The organism is Mucilaginibacter sp. L3T2-6 (assembly GCF_030519355.1).
Lineage (GTDB): Bacteria > Bacteroidota > Bacteroidia > Sphingobacteriales > Sphingobacteriaceae > Mucilaginibacter.
Genome location: NZ_JAUMKC010000005.1, coordinates 239162 through 255626, shown reverse-complemented (window position 1 = coordinate 255626; position 16465 = coordinate 239162). Strand labels below are relative to the sequence as shown.

The following is a 16465-nucleotide window of genomic DNA, read 5'->3' as shown; positions in this document are numbered from 1 at the left end:
ATACTTAGCTAATCATCTGCGACATAAACTCAATCGCTTCCGCAGAATGCAGCAATTTCGTCGATTCCAGGCTTTGCCGGGCGGCTTCAGCTGCCCGCTTACGCATTTGTTTTTCAAAGGCTGCAATGGCGTGTTCCAGGTCTTCAAAATTATCACTCATCAGGCATTGGCTTAATTCCAGTGCGTCCAGCATCGCCATGTTTACGCCCTCGCCGGCATAGGGCGGCATCAGGTGGGCTGCATCGCCGATAATGGTTAAATTGGGCAGAGCTTCCCACATTTGGTTGAGCGGCATGCAGTATTGAGGCCGGGGGATGAAACCTATACTAGCGTTTTCAAATAGTTCATGCCACACGCTGTCCCAGGCAGCGAATTCAGATTTAAACCAGGCCAGCACCTGCGCTTTATCGCCGAAGTTTATTCCGCATTCGTCCACCCAGTTTTCGGCGCTTTTAAAGCCCGGGTAAAAAACCAGGCTGCCATCGCCCTTTGAGCTAACAATCAGCGTTTTATTGTCGCCCATGGCAAATAATTTACCGCCATCTAACAACCGGTGCATATTTGGACACGCTGCAGCCGAATTGTACACAGCGCCTTCAATCGCGGTATAGCCCATCCAAAACGGTTTAATGTCAGTAATATAAGGGCGTATTTTTGAGTTGGCGCCATCGGCAGCAATCACAATATCTGCAAATGCGGTGTCGCCATTTTTAAATTCAAGTCTCCATGTATTATGCTGCTCCGACATGGATACGAAATGGCTGTCCCAAACCACAGTTCCCGGTTTTAACGAAGCGTGCAGTATTTTCTGCAGCGGGCCACGGTCAATCTCGGGGCGGTTTCTTACATCGGTTGCGTTGGCGCTATCTTCCATAATAATTTGCCCCATTTTATTAACAAGCCGCACTTTGTCAGCGCCCGGACGGTAATTGGCTCTGAATTCGTCCATCAAACCAGCCGCTTGCAGCGCCGCCAGTCCCGACTCCTCATGCAGATCAAGTGTTGCACCCTGCGTGCGGGCTACCGGGCTTGCATCCCGCTCATAAACCTTTACTTCAGCGCCGTTCATTTGCAGCAGACGTGCAAGCGTCAAACCACCGGGCCCACCGCCTACTATTGCTATTTCTTTATCTTTTATCAGTCTGTTCATCATATCGTTGATATTCAGATGACGAACAGACCAGGAAATAATTTTAAGATATATGATTAAATTGCGAATAAACCGGTGTAACCTAATTGTTAGTAACAGGCGGGGTCACCAGCTCGGGGAGAGAATATAATCGCTGGTTACGCATAAATCTGCGCAGGTTGTTGCGGATCATTGTTACAAACTCGTATTCGTTTGCAGTGGACACAGTGTAATACCCGGGCCTGTAACGCTGCATAAAAGCAGTAAGCTTTTCGCCTGTAAGCCCGGTTATTTTACCTACGTAGGTACGGTTAAACCTAAAGTCGATGGCGTTTTGTTCATAATCGCCCTGTATAATTTCGCGCAGGCGTGCGGCATTGCGGCCGCTTTTGCTCAGTGAGTTATAAATAGCATCGATACTAAGCCCTGCGCCACTGCCCGGCGAGCTGCTCAGGTAATCGTTATAGGCCAAAGGGCCGTAAGCTTTGCTGAATTCCTGCCTGGTAGCCGCAAGGCGTTTGGCTGGCGTAAGCGCCGTATCATGAACCGTAACTTCTTTTAACCGGATAGCGAGCGGGGCCATATAAACTGCTAAATGAAAATCGTCTTTAACTTTTAAGGTGTCAGAATGATATTCGGGGCGCGAAAAAACCAGTACATCACCCTTTTGGGCGGCAATAGCAAACTCGCCTTTTAAGTTGTTAAATACAGATGTGCCTGCTGTAATATTATGAACAATTACGGTAGCAATCCGGTCTTTACTTTCCTTGTCAAAAACGATACCGTCGACCGTTTTATCCTGCGAAAAACATCTCCCGGCAATCAACAGAAAACAAAAAATTAAACCCCGTGTCATTTGCAATGTTAAAACTACGGCTTTCGCTTAATCTAATCCCTACTATTTAACAAAAATTAACACCGATAACGGAAATATGCGCGTGTTAAAGTATCGCCCGGTTAAATCGCAATTGCCAGATAAAGCAGATATTGGCGGAGATAAATCGTTACCGGTCCGGGTGCTGGTATAAAAGTAAAGGGCCCCCGCTACCGGAAGCCCTTTACTTTTAAATGTGAAGAATTTTATAAGTATTTTGTTATCTCTTCAGACATCGGCGTAACTTTTGAGCGGAATCGGTGGATCAGCTTTCCGTTTTCATCGATCAGGAATTTTTCGAAATTCCATTGAATTTCGCCGGTAAAATCAGGGTTAGGCGCTTCAGTTAAATATTTGAACAGCGGGTCGATATCTGCACCTTTTACGCTAACCTTCTGGCTAAGCGGGAAAGTTACGCCATAACGGTCTTTGCAAAAGCTTTTTATCTCGCTGTTAGCGCCCGGCTCCTGCTGACCGAAGTTATTGGCAGGGAAGCCAACAACCACCAGCTTGTCTTTATATGTTTCAGCCAGTTTCTGCAGGTCGGCGTATTGCGGAGTAAAGCCGCATTTTGATGCAGTGTTTACCACCAGTACTTTTTTGCCTTTGTACTGGGCGAGCGAGAATGGTTTCCCTTCGATTGATTTCAGTTTAAAGTCATAAACTGACGATGGCGCGGTTACGAAAGCAAGCGCGATAATTAATGCTAATATTTTCATTGTTGTAAATAAATTGGTTTCTGTGCCTTAGCAATACGGGTAAAGAAACGAGATGGTTGCCCGCATATCGAATGTAAAATTAGCTAATAAAGCTTCTTTTGTTCAAATAGAAATCCTCTTTTAATGTCATTTTTTTTTTATCGGCGGGCGATTTATCTTTATAACCCAGCAAGTGGAGCGCTCCGTGGATGATTACACGGTGCAGCTCATTGGCTTCAGTCACCCCGAATTTTGCGGCATTTTCACGAATGCGGTCTATCGAAATAAAAATATCGCCTGTAATGGTTTGGGCGATATCGGAATTATCGAATGTTACAATATCAGTATAAGTATCGTGATCCAGATATTGCTGGTTGATCTGCAGCAGATAATTGTCTGAGCAAAAGATGTAGTTGAGTTCCTTTAGCTTAAAGCCTTCCGCTTGTATGGTCTCGGTTACCCAGTTGCGTACAGCTGTTTTTTGTTTTAACTTATAGGCGATGTCTTCTTCAAAAAAGTTGATGGCGGGCATTATATCTTAAAGTGAAGTTCAACTTCGTTGCCTTTGGCGTTGAATATGCACTGGTCTGCCAGGTGTTTAATAATAAACACGCCGCGGCCTGTAAGGCTTTCCAGGTTTTCCGGAGCGGTTGGGTCAGGCAGGTTGTTGTAATCAAAGCCTTCGCCCTCGTCGGTAACAGTCCAGATAATGCGCTTTCCGTCAACTTCAGCATTTACAATAACCTTTTTGCTTTCATCAAGCTTATTTCCGTGCACAATGGCATTATTGCCAACTTCGCTAAGGCAGGTCATCATATTGGCGAACGTATCTTCGCCTACATGGTGCCTGTCTGCAATTTCTTCCACCAAATTTTCCAGCAAAGCTATGCTCTCTCGTTTTGAAGGAAGCTGCAATGTGTAAAGTTCACCTGCCTGAATATTTGATTGGTCCATATCATTTAGCGTTGAGTAGATCAAAGTATGTTTTTATTTTTGATTTATAATAAAAATTAAGTGCAGCCGGTACCGTCCGTATCTGCTCCGTTTGTTTTTGTTTGGCCTGCTGGTATTCCTGCAATGCCTTTATATATCCCGGCGGCATATCTTTTCCTGCATTGCTTTCACGCTGCTGGTCTTGCTCCCGTTCCTGTTCAGCTTTTTCGGCTTCCAGTAAACGGGTTTGAATTTGCTGCTGACGCTTGATTGCATCTTCCGTTATTCGCCTGTTTACGAGATCGCGCTCGGTTTGTTCCATTTCTTTCGAAATTTTATCCAAATCGCCCAATCCGCCCTTGCCGTCCTTGTTTTCCTGCCGGTTTATTTGCTGTAATGCCTCACGAATCTGCTGTTGTTGCCGCGCTAATTTAGCTAATTGTTCACTTAAATTACCATCACCGCTCTGATTTTTTCCCTGGTTGCCCTTCTGGCCCTGCTGCTGCATTTGCTGCCGGGCTTTTTCCATGTTTTTATTCAATTGCTCCTGCATCCGGGCCAGTTGCGATACCGTTTGCTGTTTACCTTTCCCTTTGCCGCTTTTGGGCGAATTTTGCATTTGCGCTAATGCTTCGCTCAATAACAGCGCCAGGTTGTTCATGCTTGTCATGGCGTATTGCTGGTGGCGTGTAGCCTCGGCAGTGCGCCTGTCTCCAAGGTTATCCAGCGCATCGCTGATATGGCTGTTAATGCTGGTGATCTCCGTATTCACGGTCGACTGTATCTGCGGAACGCGTCTGCTCAGCGAATAAAGGCTGTCTTCGGCGGTTTTAAGATTATCTTTTATATCCTTTTGGGTTTGCGCCAGCTTGGTGTAATTCGGGTCCGACGGATTGGTGGTCTTCAGTGTCTGCATCACCTTTTCCTGCTGAAATGAGCTGTTCACCAGGTTTTTCAACAACTCGCGCAACTGCTGTGCGTCAACACTGTTTTCGCTTTCCTCGCCTTCGGCTTCTTTTTGCTGCATCTTGCCGGCTAACTGCTTCATTTCCTTAGCGGCCTGCTTCTGGGATTCTGATGCTTTTTTATTATCTTTTTTATTCAGCGCATCGCTGCTTTTTTGCATCTGCTGCTCTATACTTTCCTCGTCCTTTTTGGGGTCGTCAAAGTTTTGCTTGTGTTCGGCCTGGTCGTTTGCCTTCTTCAGCTCATCCAGCGATTTTTTAATGTCCTGGAAATCGTTATTCAGCTTTTGCTGTTGCTGCTGCAGGCTTTGCTGGTCCGCGTTGGGCTGTTTGGCCTGTTCTGATAATTGCTGCTGTTGTTCTGAAAGTTTGTTTAACTGATCTGCATTTTGGTTGAGTTTCTGTTCAAACTCCAGCTTTTTATAAAGCTCCAGCATGCGGTCGAGCTCTTTCTTCAGCGATTTATTATCCATCTGCATTTTTTGCAGCTCATTTCGGGCGCTTTCTTTCTGTTCCTGGTCCAGCATCTCCTGCAAGCGCTGCAGCATCTCCTGTGTTTTTGGGTCGAGCAGGTCTTTCAGCAGCTTATCCATCTGCTGTTGTTTTTCATTCAGCTCCTCGGTTTGCTGCTGGCTTTCCTGCCGGTTATAAAGGTTTTTTCTGTTATCTTCATGTATTTCTTTTACCAGGTCTTCCAGGTCTTTTCGCTTCTGCAACAAATCCTGCACCTGCTTTTTTTCGTCGAAGGTAAGGTTGTTTTTGTTCAGCAGCAGCTGATTGATCTTCTGCTGATCTTTTTCAATCTGCCCGGCAAGTTTAATAGCCGATTCCATTTTTTGCTTCACCACCTGCGTACCGGCGTTCAGTTGATTATTGAGTTCCTTCGCATCAGGAATGTTGATGGTACGCTCCGGCGAACGCACCTTTTTAGGTCCGTTAACTCCGTCGTTATCAGCTACCTCGAAATAATAAGTAACCTGATCTCCCGGCTTTATGCCCATGTCCTTCAGGTTCCACAAATAAAAAAAGTCCGATTGTGGCGCATTCAACTCAGCTTTAACGGGTTTGCTATAACTTTTAACATTGGTTTTATCTCCCGGCGGGCCCACCACATAATGAAAGTTAAGCGATGAAAAACCATGATCGTCCTGTATTCGCCCGTTAAAATAGAGCGTCTTCATACTCACCGAGTCCTGCTTTTCCTCCACAGTGATGGCAGGCATTTCGTCAGCAATAACATTTACCCGGTAGTTAGCCGAGTCGGCATGGTTAACATTCCCGTTAAGCGGGGTTATTTTGTAAACGCTGTTTTTTACGATGCGCTCTCTGTGTTCAAAGAGGTCTGGCTGCTGAGGGCTAACGCTTCCGCCGCTACCGTTCATGCTGAATATCAGCGACGAGGCGTTCTGCGTATGCAGTTGCCAGGTGACCACTGTACCGGCGGGAATGGTAAGGTCTCCTGCATTTTTTACGGTCTCATTCTTTTTGTGCAGGTAAGCAGGATAATTGAGCGCCACGTCAAAATGCAGCAGGGCCGGGCGCAGGTTGACCTTTATCTCGTAAGGCTGAGACGTAAAACCATTGGCTGTCAGCCTGAAAGTGGTATTCTGCTGCAGGTTAGTAAACAGGTAGTGAAAGCGGGTAAGGTTCTCTTTATCCAGCTTAAATGAATTACTGCCTGCTTCTACGTAAACATCTGCGGGGAGTTTATCGCCCGTCAATTTAAGGTCGAGCTTCAGATCATCGCCCTGCACGGCCGACAAGGTTTTATTTTGTACAACGAAATTAAAAGGCGCAACCGGTGCAAAATATTCGTTATGGCGGATAAGCCTTTTGGTGCTTTCTGTTAATATCGACGGGGCTGCAAAGGCTATAATGCAGATCACCCCTGCAGGCAGCAGCAGCCATTTTAAATATTTGCGGTTCTCCCGGATGTTTATGGCCGATGGAAAACTCACCGGCTTCAATGCCTCAATTTTCTGGTTGATGCTTGCCTCTATCAACGCGGCATGGCGCGCATCCTGCCCGGCCTGTTTTTTTAGCTGCAATGTGTTTAACAATTTATCATGCACATCGCTAAAATGCCTGCCTATAATTTCGGCAGCTTCGTCATGGGTTAACGATTTGCCCAGCTTCATCCAGGCCAGCAGCGGAGGCATGATCAGCCAGATGACCAAACTAAGGTTGAGCAGGATAAACAGGTAAAAGAGCAGTGTACGGAAAAGCGTATTGAAATTGCCGAAATACTCGCTGACGGTAATAACCACGTAAGCCGAGAATAAGCCCGCACCCAAAAATATCAGTCCGCGCAGAAAATTATTGAAATAATATTTCCGGATAAAGATGTTTATCTTATCAATTAAGAGCTGATAATTATCGGTAGCGTTCATATTTCAGCGCAAAATCTGCAGCATATTTAACGTAAAGATGCGCAAATTAATACAGCGGGAAATTAGGAAAATTTTGCGACTGAAAATAAGCGGCAGCCTACCGGTTTGTTTAAACAGGCACTCTAAACAGGGCGGGATTACTGGGGCCGTTAGTCCGGCGAAACACTTACAATTGAATGACGGTCATGTTTATCAAGTTAACGATATTTGTAAGGTAAACTTATTAGTTTAACTTAATAAATATGGAAACCGGTATTGACATTCAATTGGCTTCAGATCTCCGGAGTGCTATCACGCGGCTGGTAAAAAAGCTCCGCAAGGAATCGCCTACCGGGCGGCAACTTTCGCTGACAGAGCGGTCGACCATGTCGCAGCTTTATCAAAACAAGGCCATGCTGCCGAGCGAACTGGCCGCTAACGAGATGATCACCAACCAATCCATGTCACAGGTGTTAAACCATTTGTCTGAATTAGGGTACGTTACCCGCACAGCTTCAGAGACGGACGGCCGGAAAGTAAATATATCGCTGTCGGAACTTGGTGAACAAACATTGCTGCAGTTCAGGCATGAGCGTGATGAGTGGCTGGCAAACGCTATAACCAGGGCATGTACGCCGGAAGAGCAGGATTTATTAAGAAAAATGCTGGCGCCATTAGGTAAGATTATTGCGGCTTGATACAAATGCAGATTTACATCAGGCGCTCCAATCATATTGAACCTACGGTTCTTTTTAATGAAACGATACGAGGGAAGGAATAAATGACAACACAAACTATTAAATCATTCAGAACATTCGCTGCCTTTAAAAGCCGCAATTACAGGTTATATTTTGCCGGGCAATCTGTATCGCTTATCGGTACCTGGATGCAGAAGACGGCAGTAAGCTGGGTGATTTATTCTTTAACACATTCTACCCTGATGCTCGGGGTAACACTCTTTGCAAGTTTATTCCCCTCTTTTTTATTTTCGCTTATTGGCGGCGTAGTGTCCGACAGGTACAACCGCTATAAGGTGTTGCTCATTACACAGATCGCCTCGCTGGTACAGGCAGGGTTGCTGGCGATACTGATATTGTTCAATCATTACCAGGTCTGGGAGATATTAGGCTTAAGCGTTATGCTCGGTATAATCAATGCTTTCGATGTGCCGGCACGGCAGGCGCTGGTTTATGAGATGGTGAACGATAAGAACGATCTGCCGAATGCGCTGGCTCTAAATTCATCGATGGTAAACCTTTCGCGTATTGTGGGGCCCGCATTGGCGGGACTGGTGCTGGAAGCCCTGGGCGATGGCGTTTGCTTTTTGTTTAACGCATTAAGCTTTGTGGCGGTAATTTGCTCATTGCTCATGATGAAGCTGCCCGCCTATCAACGGAAAGAACATCCCAAAAACGTATTCGGCGAATTGAAAGAAGGCTTATCTTATCTCAAACGTACGCCGTCGATCGCATTTATATTAATGATGCTCGGCTTGATCAGCCTGATGGTTTTACCGTTTAACACACTGATAGCCTATTATGCCAAAGACGTTTTTAACGGAACAGCCTCTACATTTGGCGTTATCGACAGTTTTATAGGGTTGGGTGCCTTTTTGGGCGCCATATTCCTGGCATCGCAAAAGGCTGGCGCAAATCTTAAAAAAATCCTGTTTATCAACACGCTGGTATTTGGTGCAGGGCTTATATTATTCTCTCACGAGCATCATTATGGGCTGGCCCTGGCTTTTGCAACCATAGCCGGTTTTGGCATGATGTCGCAGATTACGGTAAGCAATACGCTGATACAAACTACCGTAGCGCCCGATATGCGCGGCCGGGTCATCAGCTTTTATGCCATGGCCTTTTTTGGTATGCAGCCACTGGGCGGTTTACTCGTAGGCTTTGTGTCGCACTTTATCGGCGCATCCGATACCTTATTGTTCGAGGGAGTTGCTGCTTTAGCAATAGGCGGCCTGCACTGGCGTTACCTGCGCCGGGAGAAACTGAAGAAGGAACAGGATATGATCTTAAAGGATCAGGAGCATCCTTTACAGGCGGTGTAAGGCCAAAAAGTGTATTAATATTACGCTATTTCGTCAGCATTATCTTTTGCCCTATCTTAATATTATTGCCGTCAAGGTTGTTCATCGCTTTCAGGCTGTCAATATCAACATTAAAGCGTTTGGAAATATTGTACAAAGTGTCGCCGCGCTTAATGGTATAAAATTTTGCAGCGACAGGCGGGTTTTGTATTGAATCGTTTATTGCTTTATCTTCCTTTTTATCTATCGTAGTAAATACTTTGTCTACACGTTTTATTTTGGCTACCTCGCTGCCTTCCGGGCTGTCAAACCTGTCGAGGTTATATTTTTCAATAATGCCGATCAGCAGCTGCGGATATTTGGGGTTAGTGGCATAACCGCCTTTTTTTAATCCGTAGGCCCAGCCTTTGTAATCATTTTTATCAAGCTCGAAAAGGTGTGCGTAATTTTTCTTTTGGAGGAAAAGGGAATGGTCGCGGAACGAATCTTCCGGCCTGTCGTAAACGCGGAAGCTGTCGTTGTGGTTATCATCGTCTTTATAATACACTTTGCCCGTCCATGCTGGCGACGTTTTTATGCCGAAATGATTATTGGCATAACGGGCCAGGTCGCCATTGCCGCTGCCGCTTTCAAACAGGCCCTGGGCAAGGGTTATGCTTGCAGGTATGCCATACAGGTTCATTTCCTTTATGGCAATGTCCTTATAGCGTTCAATATACTGTAACGAAGTTATGGGGGTGTAGTTGGCCGCATCGCCGCGCAATTGCTGAATGCTGCGGTTATTCTTTCGCGCAATTTTATCTTTGGTTGCCCCTTTGCGTGCCGAGCATGCCGTTATCAAAAGCAACCCCATCCATACGTATATGATCTTCCTCATCTTCAATAATAAATCAATATCAACCAGCCCGGTTTGCCCCGGCTGCAATTAGTGACTTATAACGCAATTGTAGATAAGCAGGTTTCGCTTTATGCTGATTTTTAACGATTTTGTGCAATCTCGGCCTGGTTTGGCTCGTTTTCGGCAGTGGCCGGATTTTCATCGAAATTATAAAGCTGATATTTTTTGATGATACCCATTACCTGCGATGCCCAGGTATGGCTGCTGCAATAGCCGCGTTTCTGGATGCCTTTTGCCCAGCCCATGTAATCAAAATGGCTGAACTTATCTGCAAGGCCGCGGAATTCGCTGCGCTCTGTCATGATGCGGGCAAAATCCTGGAACGACTCCAGTACGGACTCATAACGTTTGTATTTGGTTTTTACAGGCTTGTTGTGTTTATCGTAGTAAACAGCTCCGCCGCCGCCTTTAACGCCAAACTGGTTATTCAGTTTTTGCGCCAGCTTGCTGTTACCGCAACCCGACTCATGCATAGCCACACCCAATACTATGCTTGCAGGCACACCGGTTTGGTGCATAATGCGGATCGCATCATCCTTATGCTGTTCTACGTATGATTTTGGGGTGTTCTTTTGTGCAGCAGCCATTAATGCTGTGCCCAGCAACGCTGTAATTAGTACGAGTTTTTTCATAATCTACTTTTTTCTGATGACCAGCAATCCATCACGCACGGGCAAAATCATTTTTTCTACGCGGCTGTCTACGGAAATTTGGTCATTTAGTTGCCGGATAAGCTCCGTGTCGGCATCTTTTTCGTCGCCATACACCTTGCCTTTCCACAACACGTTGTCAATTATTATTAAACCTCCTGGTCTTACTTTATCTATTACGAGTTGAAAATAGGTATAATTATTCTTTTTATCAGCATCAATAAACACCAAATCCCAGCTATCAACCGGTAAAACCGGAATTATAGCTGTAGCATCGCCAAAATGCTGTTTTATTTTTTTGCCAACACTTGTTAGCTTAAAATGTGAATTGAGCATCTCTTCCAGCTCGCGGTTCACTTCTATGGTATGGATTTCGCCGTCTTCGGTTAAGCCTTCGGCCAGGCAGATGGTGGCATAACCGGTAAAGGTGCCCACCTCCAGGATGTGCTTGGGCTGCACCATCTTGCTGAGGAAACTAAGCACCCGCCCCTGGTAATGCCCCGACAGCATATGCGGCCGCAGCACCTTTAAGTAGGTTTCCCGGTTGATGAACTGAAGCGCTTCGGGCTCGGGTTCACAGTGGGCATCCAGGTACGTTTGGAGTGTAGCATCCAAAATTTCCATGGCGGCAAAGGTAGGAATTTTTTCATTAAGGCCAAATCTTACCCTTTAGCCGGCTGTTTGCCGTTACCGGCTAGTCGTTGTAAAAGATTCTTAATCAGCACAATAACTACAATATCCAAAACTATACAACCGTTGCAGGCAACCGGATCACTGCAACGATTACAACTATTACAACTTTTTTCAAATTAACTGTAACCTCCTCAAAAAAAATGTGGTCATAACCTACAAATACACCGATGGACGGTGAAATAAATAAGCACTTTATTAACTTAAAACATAAAACATCATGGACAGAACCGGAGAACTTGGGGTAATGGCAGGCATAATAATTCCAACCGCCCTTTTTGCAATGATTTTTGGCATAGTTTATTTGGCCAAAAGAGAAAGAATGGCGATGATCGAGCGCGGAATGGACCCACGCCGGTATAAGCCGCAATCGGCGCCTTTTCAAACGTTAAAATGGGGCCTTTTATTGATAGGTGCAGGCGCTGGACTGTTCTTCTCCTACTTGTTAGACCATACAGTATTCAAGCACATGGCTAACGACTTCGATAACGACGGCAATGTTGCCATCTACTTTGCCCTGATAGCCATATTTGGCGGCGCAGGCCTGTTCGTTTCTTTCCTGATGGAAAAGAAAGAGTCGGATAAAAATGGCGGGAATAAACTGGAAGAGTAATTTGTAGCGGTTGATTAAGTTGGATTAGGTTGATTAAGTTAAAGTAAACCCAACGAATGATTTAAGTGTAGCAGCGGGGCGTCTGAAACGTTTCGCTGTTACCGGCTAAGGCGATCCCGCTCTCCGTGATAACTTAATCCAACTCAATCAACTCAAAAAGCTATATCCCATACCGTTCCTTAAGCACATTCCAATGATACAGCTCATGACCGGCTATCATGTAAGCATAAGCTCTCGGTGAAAACGGGCTCCCGCTGGCGATTCCTTTCTGTTTGGATTGTTCATCGGTCATCCACTTAAACAGGTAAATGCTGGCCTCGCGTACTGTTTTAAATTCATTTACCAAATCTTCAAGCGGCCGGTCGTTAAAAGTGGCCTTTTGCATGTAAACGTCCTGGTCGAACCCCGGAAGAGTAACAGACTCATGCGAAAAAACAAGCGCACGGTAAGCAAATATCCGCTCGGTATCTGCCATGTGGCCAATCATCTGTTTAATCGTCCATTTACCTTCGGCATAGGCATATTTCGATTTTTCCTCGCCTATACCCGTAAATAGCCTGTAGCTTTCTTCTTTTTGTTGTTCAAGAATGTCCACTATCTGCCCGCTGCCTACCAGGCTAATGTAGCGTGCTGCATACTCCGAGTACTCATCGGCGTTTGGTCTGTTTATCATGTCGTATATTTTTTAAGATAATCCTAAATGTTGTGCCTTTCCCAACCTCCGAATCCTTTACAAATATCTGCCCGCCGTGGTAGCTCTCTATCATTCTTTTGGTTAACGAGAGGCCCAGGCCCCAGCCCCGCTTGCGTGTGGTATAACCCGGCTGAAAAACCGTATCGAACTTGGAGCGCGGGATGCCCTTGCCTGTGTCGGTTACATCAATAAAAACCTGTTTTTTTATCTTATTGCCCGAAACATCAACCTTAATGCTTCCCTTGCCTTCAATGGCGTTTACCGCGTTTTTTAACAGATTCTCAAGTACCCAATCAAACAACGGCACATTAAGGCCGGCCTGTAAATGGGGGTTGCCGCTAAGCTCAAAGCTGATGTTTTTGCTTACCCGCACTTTAAAATAATCCACAAAATCCTTTACTACCTCGTAAACCTTGTGCTCCTCCAATTTAGGCGTCGAGCCTATTTTCGAGAAGCGGTCGGCTACTATTTCGAGGCGTTTTACATCGTTCTCCATCTCGGCAATAAGGGCATCGTCGGTAGCGTTGAATTTTTCCTTCATCAGTTCGATCCATGCCATTAACGATGATATTGGCGTGCCAAGCTGGTGGGCGGTTTCCTTGGCCAGGCCTACCCAAACCTGGTTCTGCTCCGATTTGCGCGAGGAGCTGAATGCCGTATAAGCCATCAGCAAAAAGATGGCGATCACCGAAAGCTGTATATACGGGAAGAATTTAAGCTGTGTAAGCAAGGCCGAGTCTTTATAATAAACCAGCCACTGCTCTCCGTAAACTTTATATTTTATTGGCGAATGCTGTTCTTTCATATACGCCAGCTCGCGTTTAAAGTATTCAGGGTCGTATGTTTTTGCCTTGTTGGTTTCGGCCTCCAGCTTAATATGGGTTTTAGTTGGGTCGAGTCCACGGGTAAACTGAACCTCGCCCTTACTGTTGGTAACAATGGCCGGTACGCTCAGGCTATCCCGAACAGCATAAGTATAGCTTAAAAAATCGTCATCATCCGACTGTAAAAGCTGCTTCATGCTCAGCGCCCATACCTCTGCGCGTGTCCGCTCAGACCGTGCAATGTTACGTGCCAGGTGGCTGGTATAAAGCAGGGAGCCGCTGGCAATAACTACCGCGAAGACCAGTAACAAATATTTCCAGCGTTTTTTTTGTTGGTATGGATTCATGTTTGAAGAAGTCCGAAAAGCCCGCAAGCCCGTAAAGTCCGAAAGACGGAGAATCCGGAAGACAGCTTTCCTAAAACGGCCCAAAATACGGAAAATTATGGAACGCAGGCGGCCGTATCTCTGGTTGCTGCTGCGGCAGTAGCCCCGCTATCAACTGTTGTATAAGAGCGATACCGTGACGCAACGGATTTAATCTGTTAAAACAAAGGCCAGGCTTAATTGCCCGGCCCCGTGGATGCTTTTATTTTGACGTTATTTTACTCATGCTTGCTGAAATGCCAGTTCACTTTATCGCCCGGCTTTATCTTTAGCTTATCAAGCACCTGCTTGTGTAATTCTTCCGGTTGCTTAACCCCGTCAACCGACAGATACTTGTTATTGATGTCTAAGTCATAATCGTTTTTGTCTTTAATTACGCCCTGTTTTATAAGCGATTGGGTAATTATGGTAAACATGGTGTCCATTTTAACCGGTGGCAGCGGTTTCATTGGAGCTATCATTGCCATTGGCGGCATCGGTTTCATCGGAGGCATTGGTTTTGCCATAGCCAAAGCGGCCGTCATTGGCTTTAAGGGTGCAGGCGGCTGCATTGCCAACACTGGCGGAACCATTTTCGCAGGTTTTGGCGGCTGCAAGGCTTCCATTGCATTTACCGGCGGAACCGGGGGTACAGGCGCTGCGGCAATATCGTCATACTCTTCTATTAATTCATCAATTTTAGACTGATACTGGCTCACCGGTTTTTGTTCGCCATTAACGTATACGGCCGTGGCATGGGTTCCTTTCATAAAAAACTGGTATAAAATGCCATCCCGTTTAAAAAGGTAAGCCGTTTGTTTTTTGCCGTCCTTGCTTGCCATAACCTTCATCGTAGTACCATCAACAAAATCCGACGGTTTGTACAGGTAAGTCCCGCCTCTTACGGTATCGGCAGGCGCTTCTGCTTCTTTTGGCTGTGTATATGGGTTTAATCCGGCTGCCGGTTGCGCCTGGCTGGCAGCGGATACATTCACAGCATTTTTGCCGGCAGAAAGGGCGGCCCTGACCGCGGTTTTTGATAGCATCGGTTGAGCGGCGGCTATAACGGCCGGTCTGGTTAGCTTTTTAGCGGCGATTTGGTGGATAGGATCAGCCTTAATCTCTTTTTTTGCCGATGAAAATGCAACTGTACATATACCGGCAGCTACCAAACCTATGGTAAGCAGTGTTTTTTCCATGATGTTTAATGATTGGTTGTTATTGTTTACTATTCGTTTCACCCTGTCGAGCAGGTTGCTTTTTTGTCCGGCCATAGCCATACCGAGGCCGGGGGAAGGCTGATATTCCTGGCAGCTTAACAGCGCCTGTATGTAGCCGTATTTGCTATTGGTGCAGGCTATCGCTATGTCGTCGCAGCAGTTTTCGCGTTCGGCTTTAATCAGTTCAGAGATCCACAAAACGGCCGGGTTGAAAAAGAATACGATCTCCATAAAGCTTTGCAGCAGATTTACCAGGTAATCGCGGCGGCGGATATGGGCCAGTTCGTGCGCCAGTATCGCCTCTACTTCATCCGTAGTAAGGGCGTTAATAAAGCCCACCGGGATAAGGATCAAAGGCTTAAGGTGGCCAATCACCATCGGCACTTTCGCCATGCCAGACTCTGCAATATCAATAACTTGTTTTATTTTAAGCTGCGCGGATAGCTGCGCTAATTTATCTTCCCAATACTTGCTTACGGGGGTAATTTTAATACGCCTTAACTGGTAAACTTCGTACACACCGGCCGCCAGTTTAATGCTTTTAATACAAATAATTAAAAACCAAACCATTACAATCATATTGCAATACCGGTTAAAATACGTCAGCAACATAGCTGTTAAAACAGGTTTTGCTTCATTATATACAATCACCGGTTGCGCATTAGCTGCGCCGTTAAGAGCAGGCGATGCCGCAGTTATGTTTGTTACCTCGTGCGCGCCGGATGCCGGTTGCAGCTGCCATAAAAAGGTAATGATAACCCCACCGGTAAATAACAGCAGGGCTGTAAGCAACAGGTTATACCTGAGTGCTGCCGTTTGTTTTCGCGTAAGGCTGATGATTAAGCCCGCGGCTATAGCCAGCAATACGCCCTGCCATAACGAATGCATTAATGTGTTGCCTAACGCTTTTATGAGCTGACCGCCTGATATGCCGCCTGTTGCTGTTAGTTCCATCTTTGGTTTATTTATGAGTTTTCTACTGGTCTTTATCCAGCTTGTTTAATAATTCCTTTATGGCCCGCAGGTCCTCTTTCGACGGGGTGTTGTTGCCCAGGATCTGCATCACCAAATTGCCTGATGAGCCTTTATACATCGACTCTACAAACTTATTCAGCAGGTGATTTTTGGTTTTTTGCTCGTCCTCAATCACGTGATAAACATGTTTCATCTGGCTTTCATCACGCTTAAGTATCTCCTTATCCACCATAATCTGCATCAGCTTTAAAGTAGAGGTGTAATTCACGTCCTTTTGCTCATTCAGCTTATCATTCACAAAGCGCACTGTAGACGGGCCGTATTCCCAAAGCACCTGCAATATCTCCAGCTCTGATTTTGTCGGATCGAATTTGCGGCTGTTTTTTTCCTGTTCTGAATTCATAATACAAACGTAGGAAATTTTTCGTACGAAACAATACTAACCTTAATTTTTTTTCGGGAAAGTGATTTTCACCTATTGCCGGGAAAACCGGATGAAACAAAAAAGCCAGAAATCTTAGCGGATC

Annotated in this window: 16 protein-coding genes; 3 read left to right on the top strand and 13 right to left on the bottom strand. The window is 45.7% G+C overall.

The features are described 5' to 3' along the window. Window positions 1-4: 4 nt before the first annotated feature. The 6 genes from Q3W13_RS08400 to Q3W13_RS08375 form a co-directional block, all read right to left on the bottom strand. The gene (locus tag Q3W13_RS08400; protein ID WP_302862880.1) at window positions 5-1153 is read right to left on the bottom strand and encodes an NAD(P)/FAD-dependent oxidoreductase; all 1149 of its coding nucleotides are present in this window, start codon (window positions 1151-1153) and stop codon (window positions 5-7) included. Window positions 1154-1232: 79 nt separating this feature from the next. After that, window positions 1233-1985 (bottom strand): hypothetical protein, encoded by a 753-nt coding sequence (locus Q3W13_RS08395; RefSeq protein WP_302862878.1) that lies wholly within the window; start codon window positions 1983-1985, stop codon window positions 1233-1235. A gap of 224 nt (window positions 1986-2209) precedes the next feature. Continuing rightward, window positions 2210-2722 carry a glutathione peroxidase gene (locus Q3W13_RS08390; protein ID WP_302862875.1) on the bottom strand — a complete coding sequence of 171 codons (513 nt, stop codon included), beginning with the start codon at window positions 2720-2722 and terminating at the stop codon, window positions 2210-2212. A gap of 79 nt (window positions 2723-2801) precedes the next feature. Further along, window positions 2802-3233 carry an rRNA maturation RNase YbeY gene (gene ybeY, locus Q3W13_RS08385; protein WP_302862872.1) on the bottom strand — a complete coding sequence of 144 codons (432 nt, stop codon included), beginning with the start codon at window positions 3231-3233 and terminating at the stop codon, window positions 2802-2804. Next, window positions 3233-3655: an ATP-binding protein gene (locus tag Q3W13_RS08380; RefSeq protein ID WP_302862869.1), complete on the bottom strand. Its 423-nt coding sequence runs from the start codon at window positions 3653-3655 to the stop codon at window positions 3233-3235. Before Q3W13_RS08380 ends, ybeY begins: the two co-directional genes overlap by 1 nt. Window position 3656: 1 nt before the next feature. Further along, window positions 3657-6989: a DUF4175 family protein gene (locus Q3W13_RS08375; RefSeq protein WP_302862867.1), complete on the bottom strand. Its 3333-nt coding sequence runs from the start codon at window positions 6987-6989 to the stop codon at window positions 3657-3659. Between the two features lie 242 nt (window positions 6990-7231). Between Q3W13_RS08375 and Q3W13_RS08370 the strand changes: the two genes are divergently transcribed. Next, complete coding sequence (locus Q3W13_RS08370) at window positions 7232-7666, top strand: MarR family winged helix-turn-helix transcriptional regulator (protein WP_302862865.1); 435 nt, start codon at window positions 7232-7234, stop codon at window positions 7664-7666. 83 nt (window positions 7667-7749) lie between these two features. Next, entirely contained in the window at window positions 7750-9030 is a 1281-nt protein-coding gene (locus Q3W13_RS08365) for an MFS transporter (protein WP_302862863.1), read from the top strand. 25 nt (window positions 9031-9055) lie between these two features. On the opposite strand, the gene Q3W13_RS08360 is transcribed toward Q3W13_RS08365, so the two are convergent. From Q3W13_RS08360 to Q3W13_RS08350, 3 genes are all read right to left on the bottom strand, one after another. Next, window positions 9056-9886: a glucosaminidase domain-containing protein gene (locus Q3W13_RS08360; protein WP_302862861.1), complete on the bottom strand. Its 831-nt coding sequence runs from the start codon at window positions 9884-9886 to the stop codon at window positions 9056-9058. Window positions 9887-9987: 101 nt separating this feature from the next. Next, on the bottom strand, window positions 9988-10539 hold the full coding sequence (locus Q3W13_RS08355; protein WP_302862859.1) for a glucosaminidase domain-containing protein: 552 nt from the start codon (window positions 10537-10539) through the stop codon (window positions 9988-9990). Window positions 10540-10542: 3 nt separating this feature from the next. Then, the gene (locus Q3W13_RS08350; protein ID WP_302862857.1) at window positions 10543-11181 is read right to left on the bottom strand and encodes an O-methyltransferase; all 639 of its coding nucleotides are present in this window, start codon (window positions 11179-11181) and stop codon (window positions 10543-10545) included. Window positions 11182-11467: 286 nt separating this feature from the next. Here Q3W13_RS08350 and Q3W13_RS08345 point away from each other — a divergent pair, with 286 nt between their 5' ends. After that, window positions 11468-11860 (top strand): DUF6249 domain-containing protein, encoded by a 393-nt coding sequence (locus Q3W13_RS08345; RefSeq protein WP_302862856.1) that lies wholly within the window; start codon window positions 11468-11470, stop codon window positions 11858-11860. Between the two features lie 160 nt (window positions 11861-12020). Here Q3W13_RS08345 and Q3W13_RS08340 read toward each other — a convergent pair whose 3' ends face one another. The 4 genes from Q3W13_RS08340 to Q3W13_RS08325 form a co-directional block, all read right to left on the bottom strand. Continuing rightward, complete coding sequence (locus Q3W13_RS08340; RefSeq protein WP_302862854.1) at window positions 12021-12533, bottom strand: DinB family protein; 513 nt, start codon at window positions 12531-12533, stop codon at window positions 12021-12023. Continuing rightward, complete coding sequence (locus Q3W13_RS08335) at window positions 12508-13725, bottom strand: HAMP domain-containing sensor histidine kinase (RefSeq protein WP_302862852.1); 1218 nt, start codon at window positions 13723-13725, stop codon at window positions 12508-12510. The genes Q3W13_RS08340 and Q3W13_RS08335 overlap by 26 nt, the downstream gene beginning before the upstream one ends. Before the next feature lie 257 nt (window positions 13726-13982). Next, complete coding sequence (locus Q3W13_RS08330; RefSeq protein WP_302862850.1) at window positions 13983-15917, bottom strand: M56 family metallopeptidase; 1935 nt, start codon at window positions 15915-15917, stop codon at window positions 13983-13985. Window positions 15918-15939: 22 nt separating this feature from the next. Beyond that, complete coding sequence (locus Q3W13_RS08325; protein ID WP_302862848.1) at window positions 15940-16341, bottom strand: BlaI/MecI/CopY family transcriptional regulator; 402 nt, start codon at window positions 16339-16341, stop codon at window positions 15940-15942. Window positions 16342-16465: the final 124 nt, after the last annotated feature.

Bases quoted from the DNA above. Each gene is read 5' to 3' on its own strand.
- Q3W13_RS08400 (WP_302862880.1), bottom strand. From the start codon at position 1,153: ATGATGAACAGACTGATAAAAGATAAAGAAATAGCAATAGTAGGCGGT.
- Q3W13_RS08395 (WP_302862878.1), bottom strand. From the start codon at position 1,985: ATGACACGGGGTTTAATTTTTTGTTTTCTGTTGATTGCCGGGAGATGT.
- Q3W13_RS08390 (WP_302862875.1), bottom strand. From the start codon at position 2,722: ATGAAAATATTAGCATTAATTATCGCGCTTGCTTTCGTAACCGCGCCA.
- ybeY (WP_302862872.1), bottom strand. From the start codon at position 3,233: ATGCCCGCCATCAACTTTTTTGAAGAAGACATCGCCTATAAGTTAAAA.
- Q3W13_RS08380 (WP_302862869.1), bottom strand. From the start codon at position 3,655: ATGGACCAATCAAATATTCAGGCAGGTGAACTTTACACATTGCAGCTT.
- Q3W13_RS08375 (WP_302862867.1), bottom strand. From the start codon at position 6,989: ATGAACGCTACCGATAATTATCAGCTCTTAATTGATAAGATAAACATC.
- Q3W13_RS08370 (WP_302862865.1), top strand. From the start codon at position 7,232: ATGGAAACCGGTATTGACATTCAATTGGCTTCAGATCTCCGGAGTGCT.
- Q3W13_RS08365 (WP_302862863.1), top strand. From the start codon at position 7,750: ATGACAACACAAACTATTAAATCATTCAGAACATTCGCTGCCTTTAAA.
- Q3W13_RS08360 (WP_302862861.1), bottom strand. From the start codon at position 9,886: ATGAGGAAGATCATATACGTATGGATGGGGTTGCTTTTGATAACGGCA.
- Q3W13_RS08355 (WP_302862859.1), bottom strand. From the start codon at position 10,539: ATGAAAAAACTCGTACTAATTACAGCGTTGCTGGGCACAGCATTAATG.
- Q3W13_RS08350 (WP_302862857.1), bottom strand. From the start codon at position 11,181: ATGGAAATTTTGGATGCTACACTCCAAACGTACCTGGATGCCCACTGT.
- Q3W13_RS08345 (WP_302862856.1), top strand. From the start codon at position 11,468: ATGGACAGAACCGGAGAACTTGGGGTAATGGCAGGCATAATAATTCCA.
- Q3W13_RS08340 (WP_302862854.1), bottom strand. From the start codon at position 12,533: ATGATAAACAGACCAAACGCCGATGAGTACTCGGAGTATGCAGCACGC.
- Q3W13_RS08335 (WP_302862852.1), bottom strand. From the start codon at position 13,725: ATGAATCCATACCAACAAAAAAAACGCTGGAAATATTTGTTACTGGTC.
- Q3W13_RS08330 (WP_302862850.1), bottom strand. From the start codon at position 15,917: ATGGAACTAACAGCAACAGGCGGCATATCAGGCGGTCAGCTCATAAAA.
- Q3W13_RS08325 (WP_302862848.1), bottom strand. From the start codon at position 16,341: ATGAATTCAGAACAGGAAAAAAACAGCCGCAAATTCGATCCGACAAAA.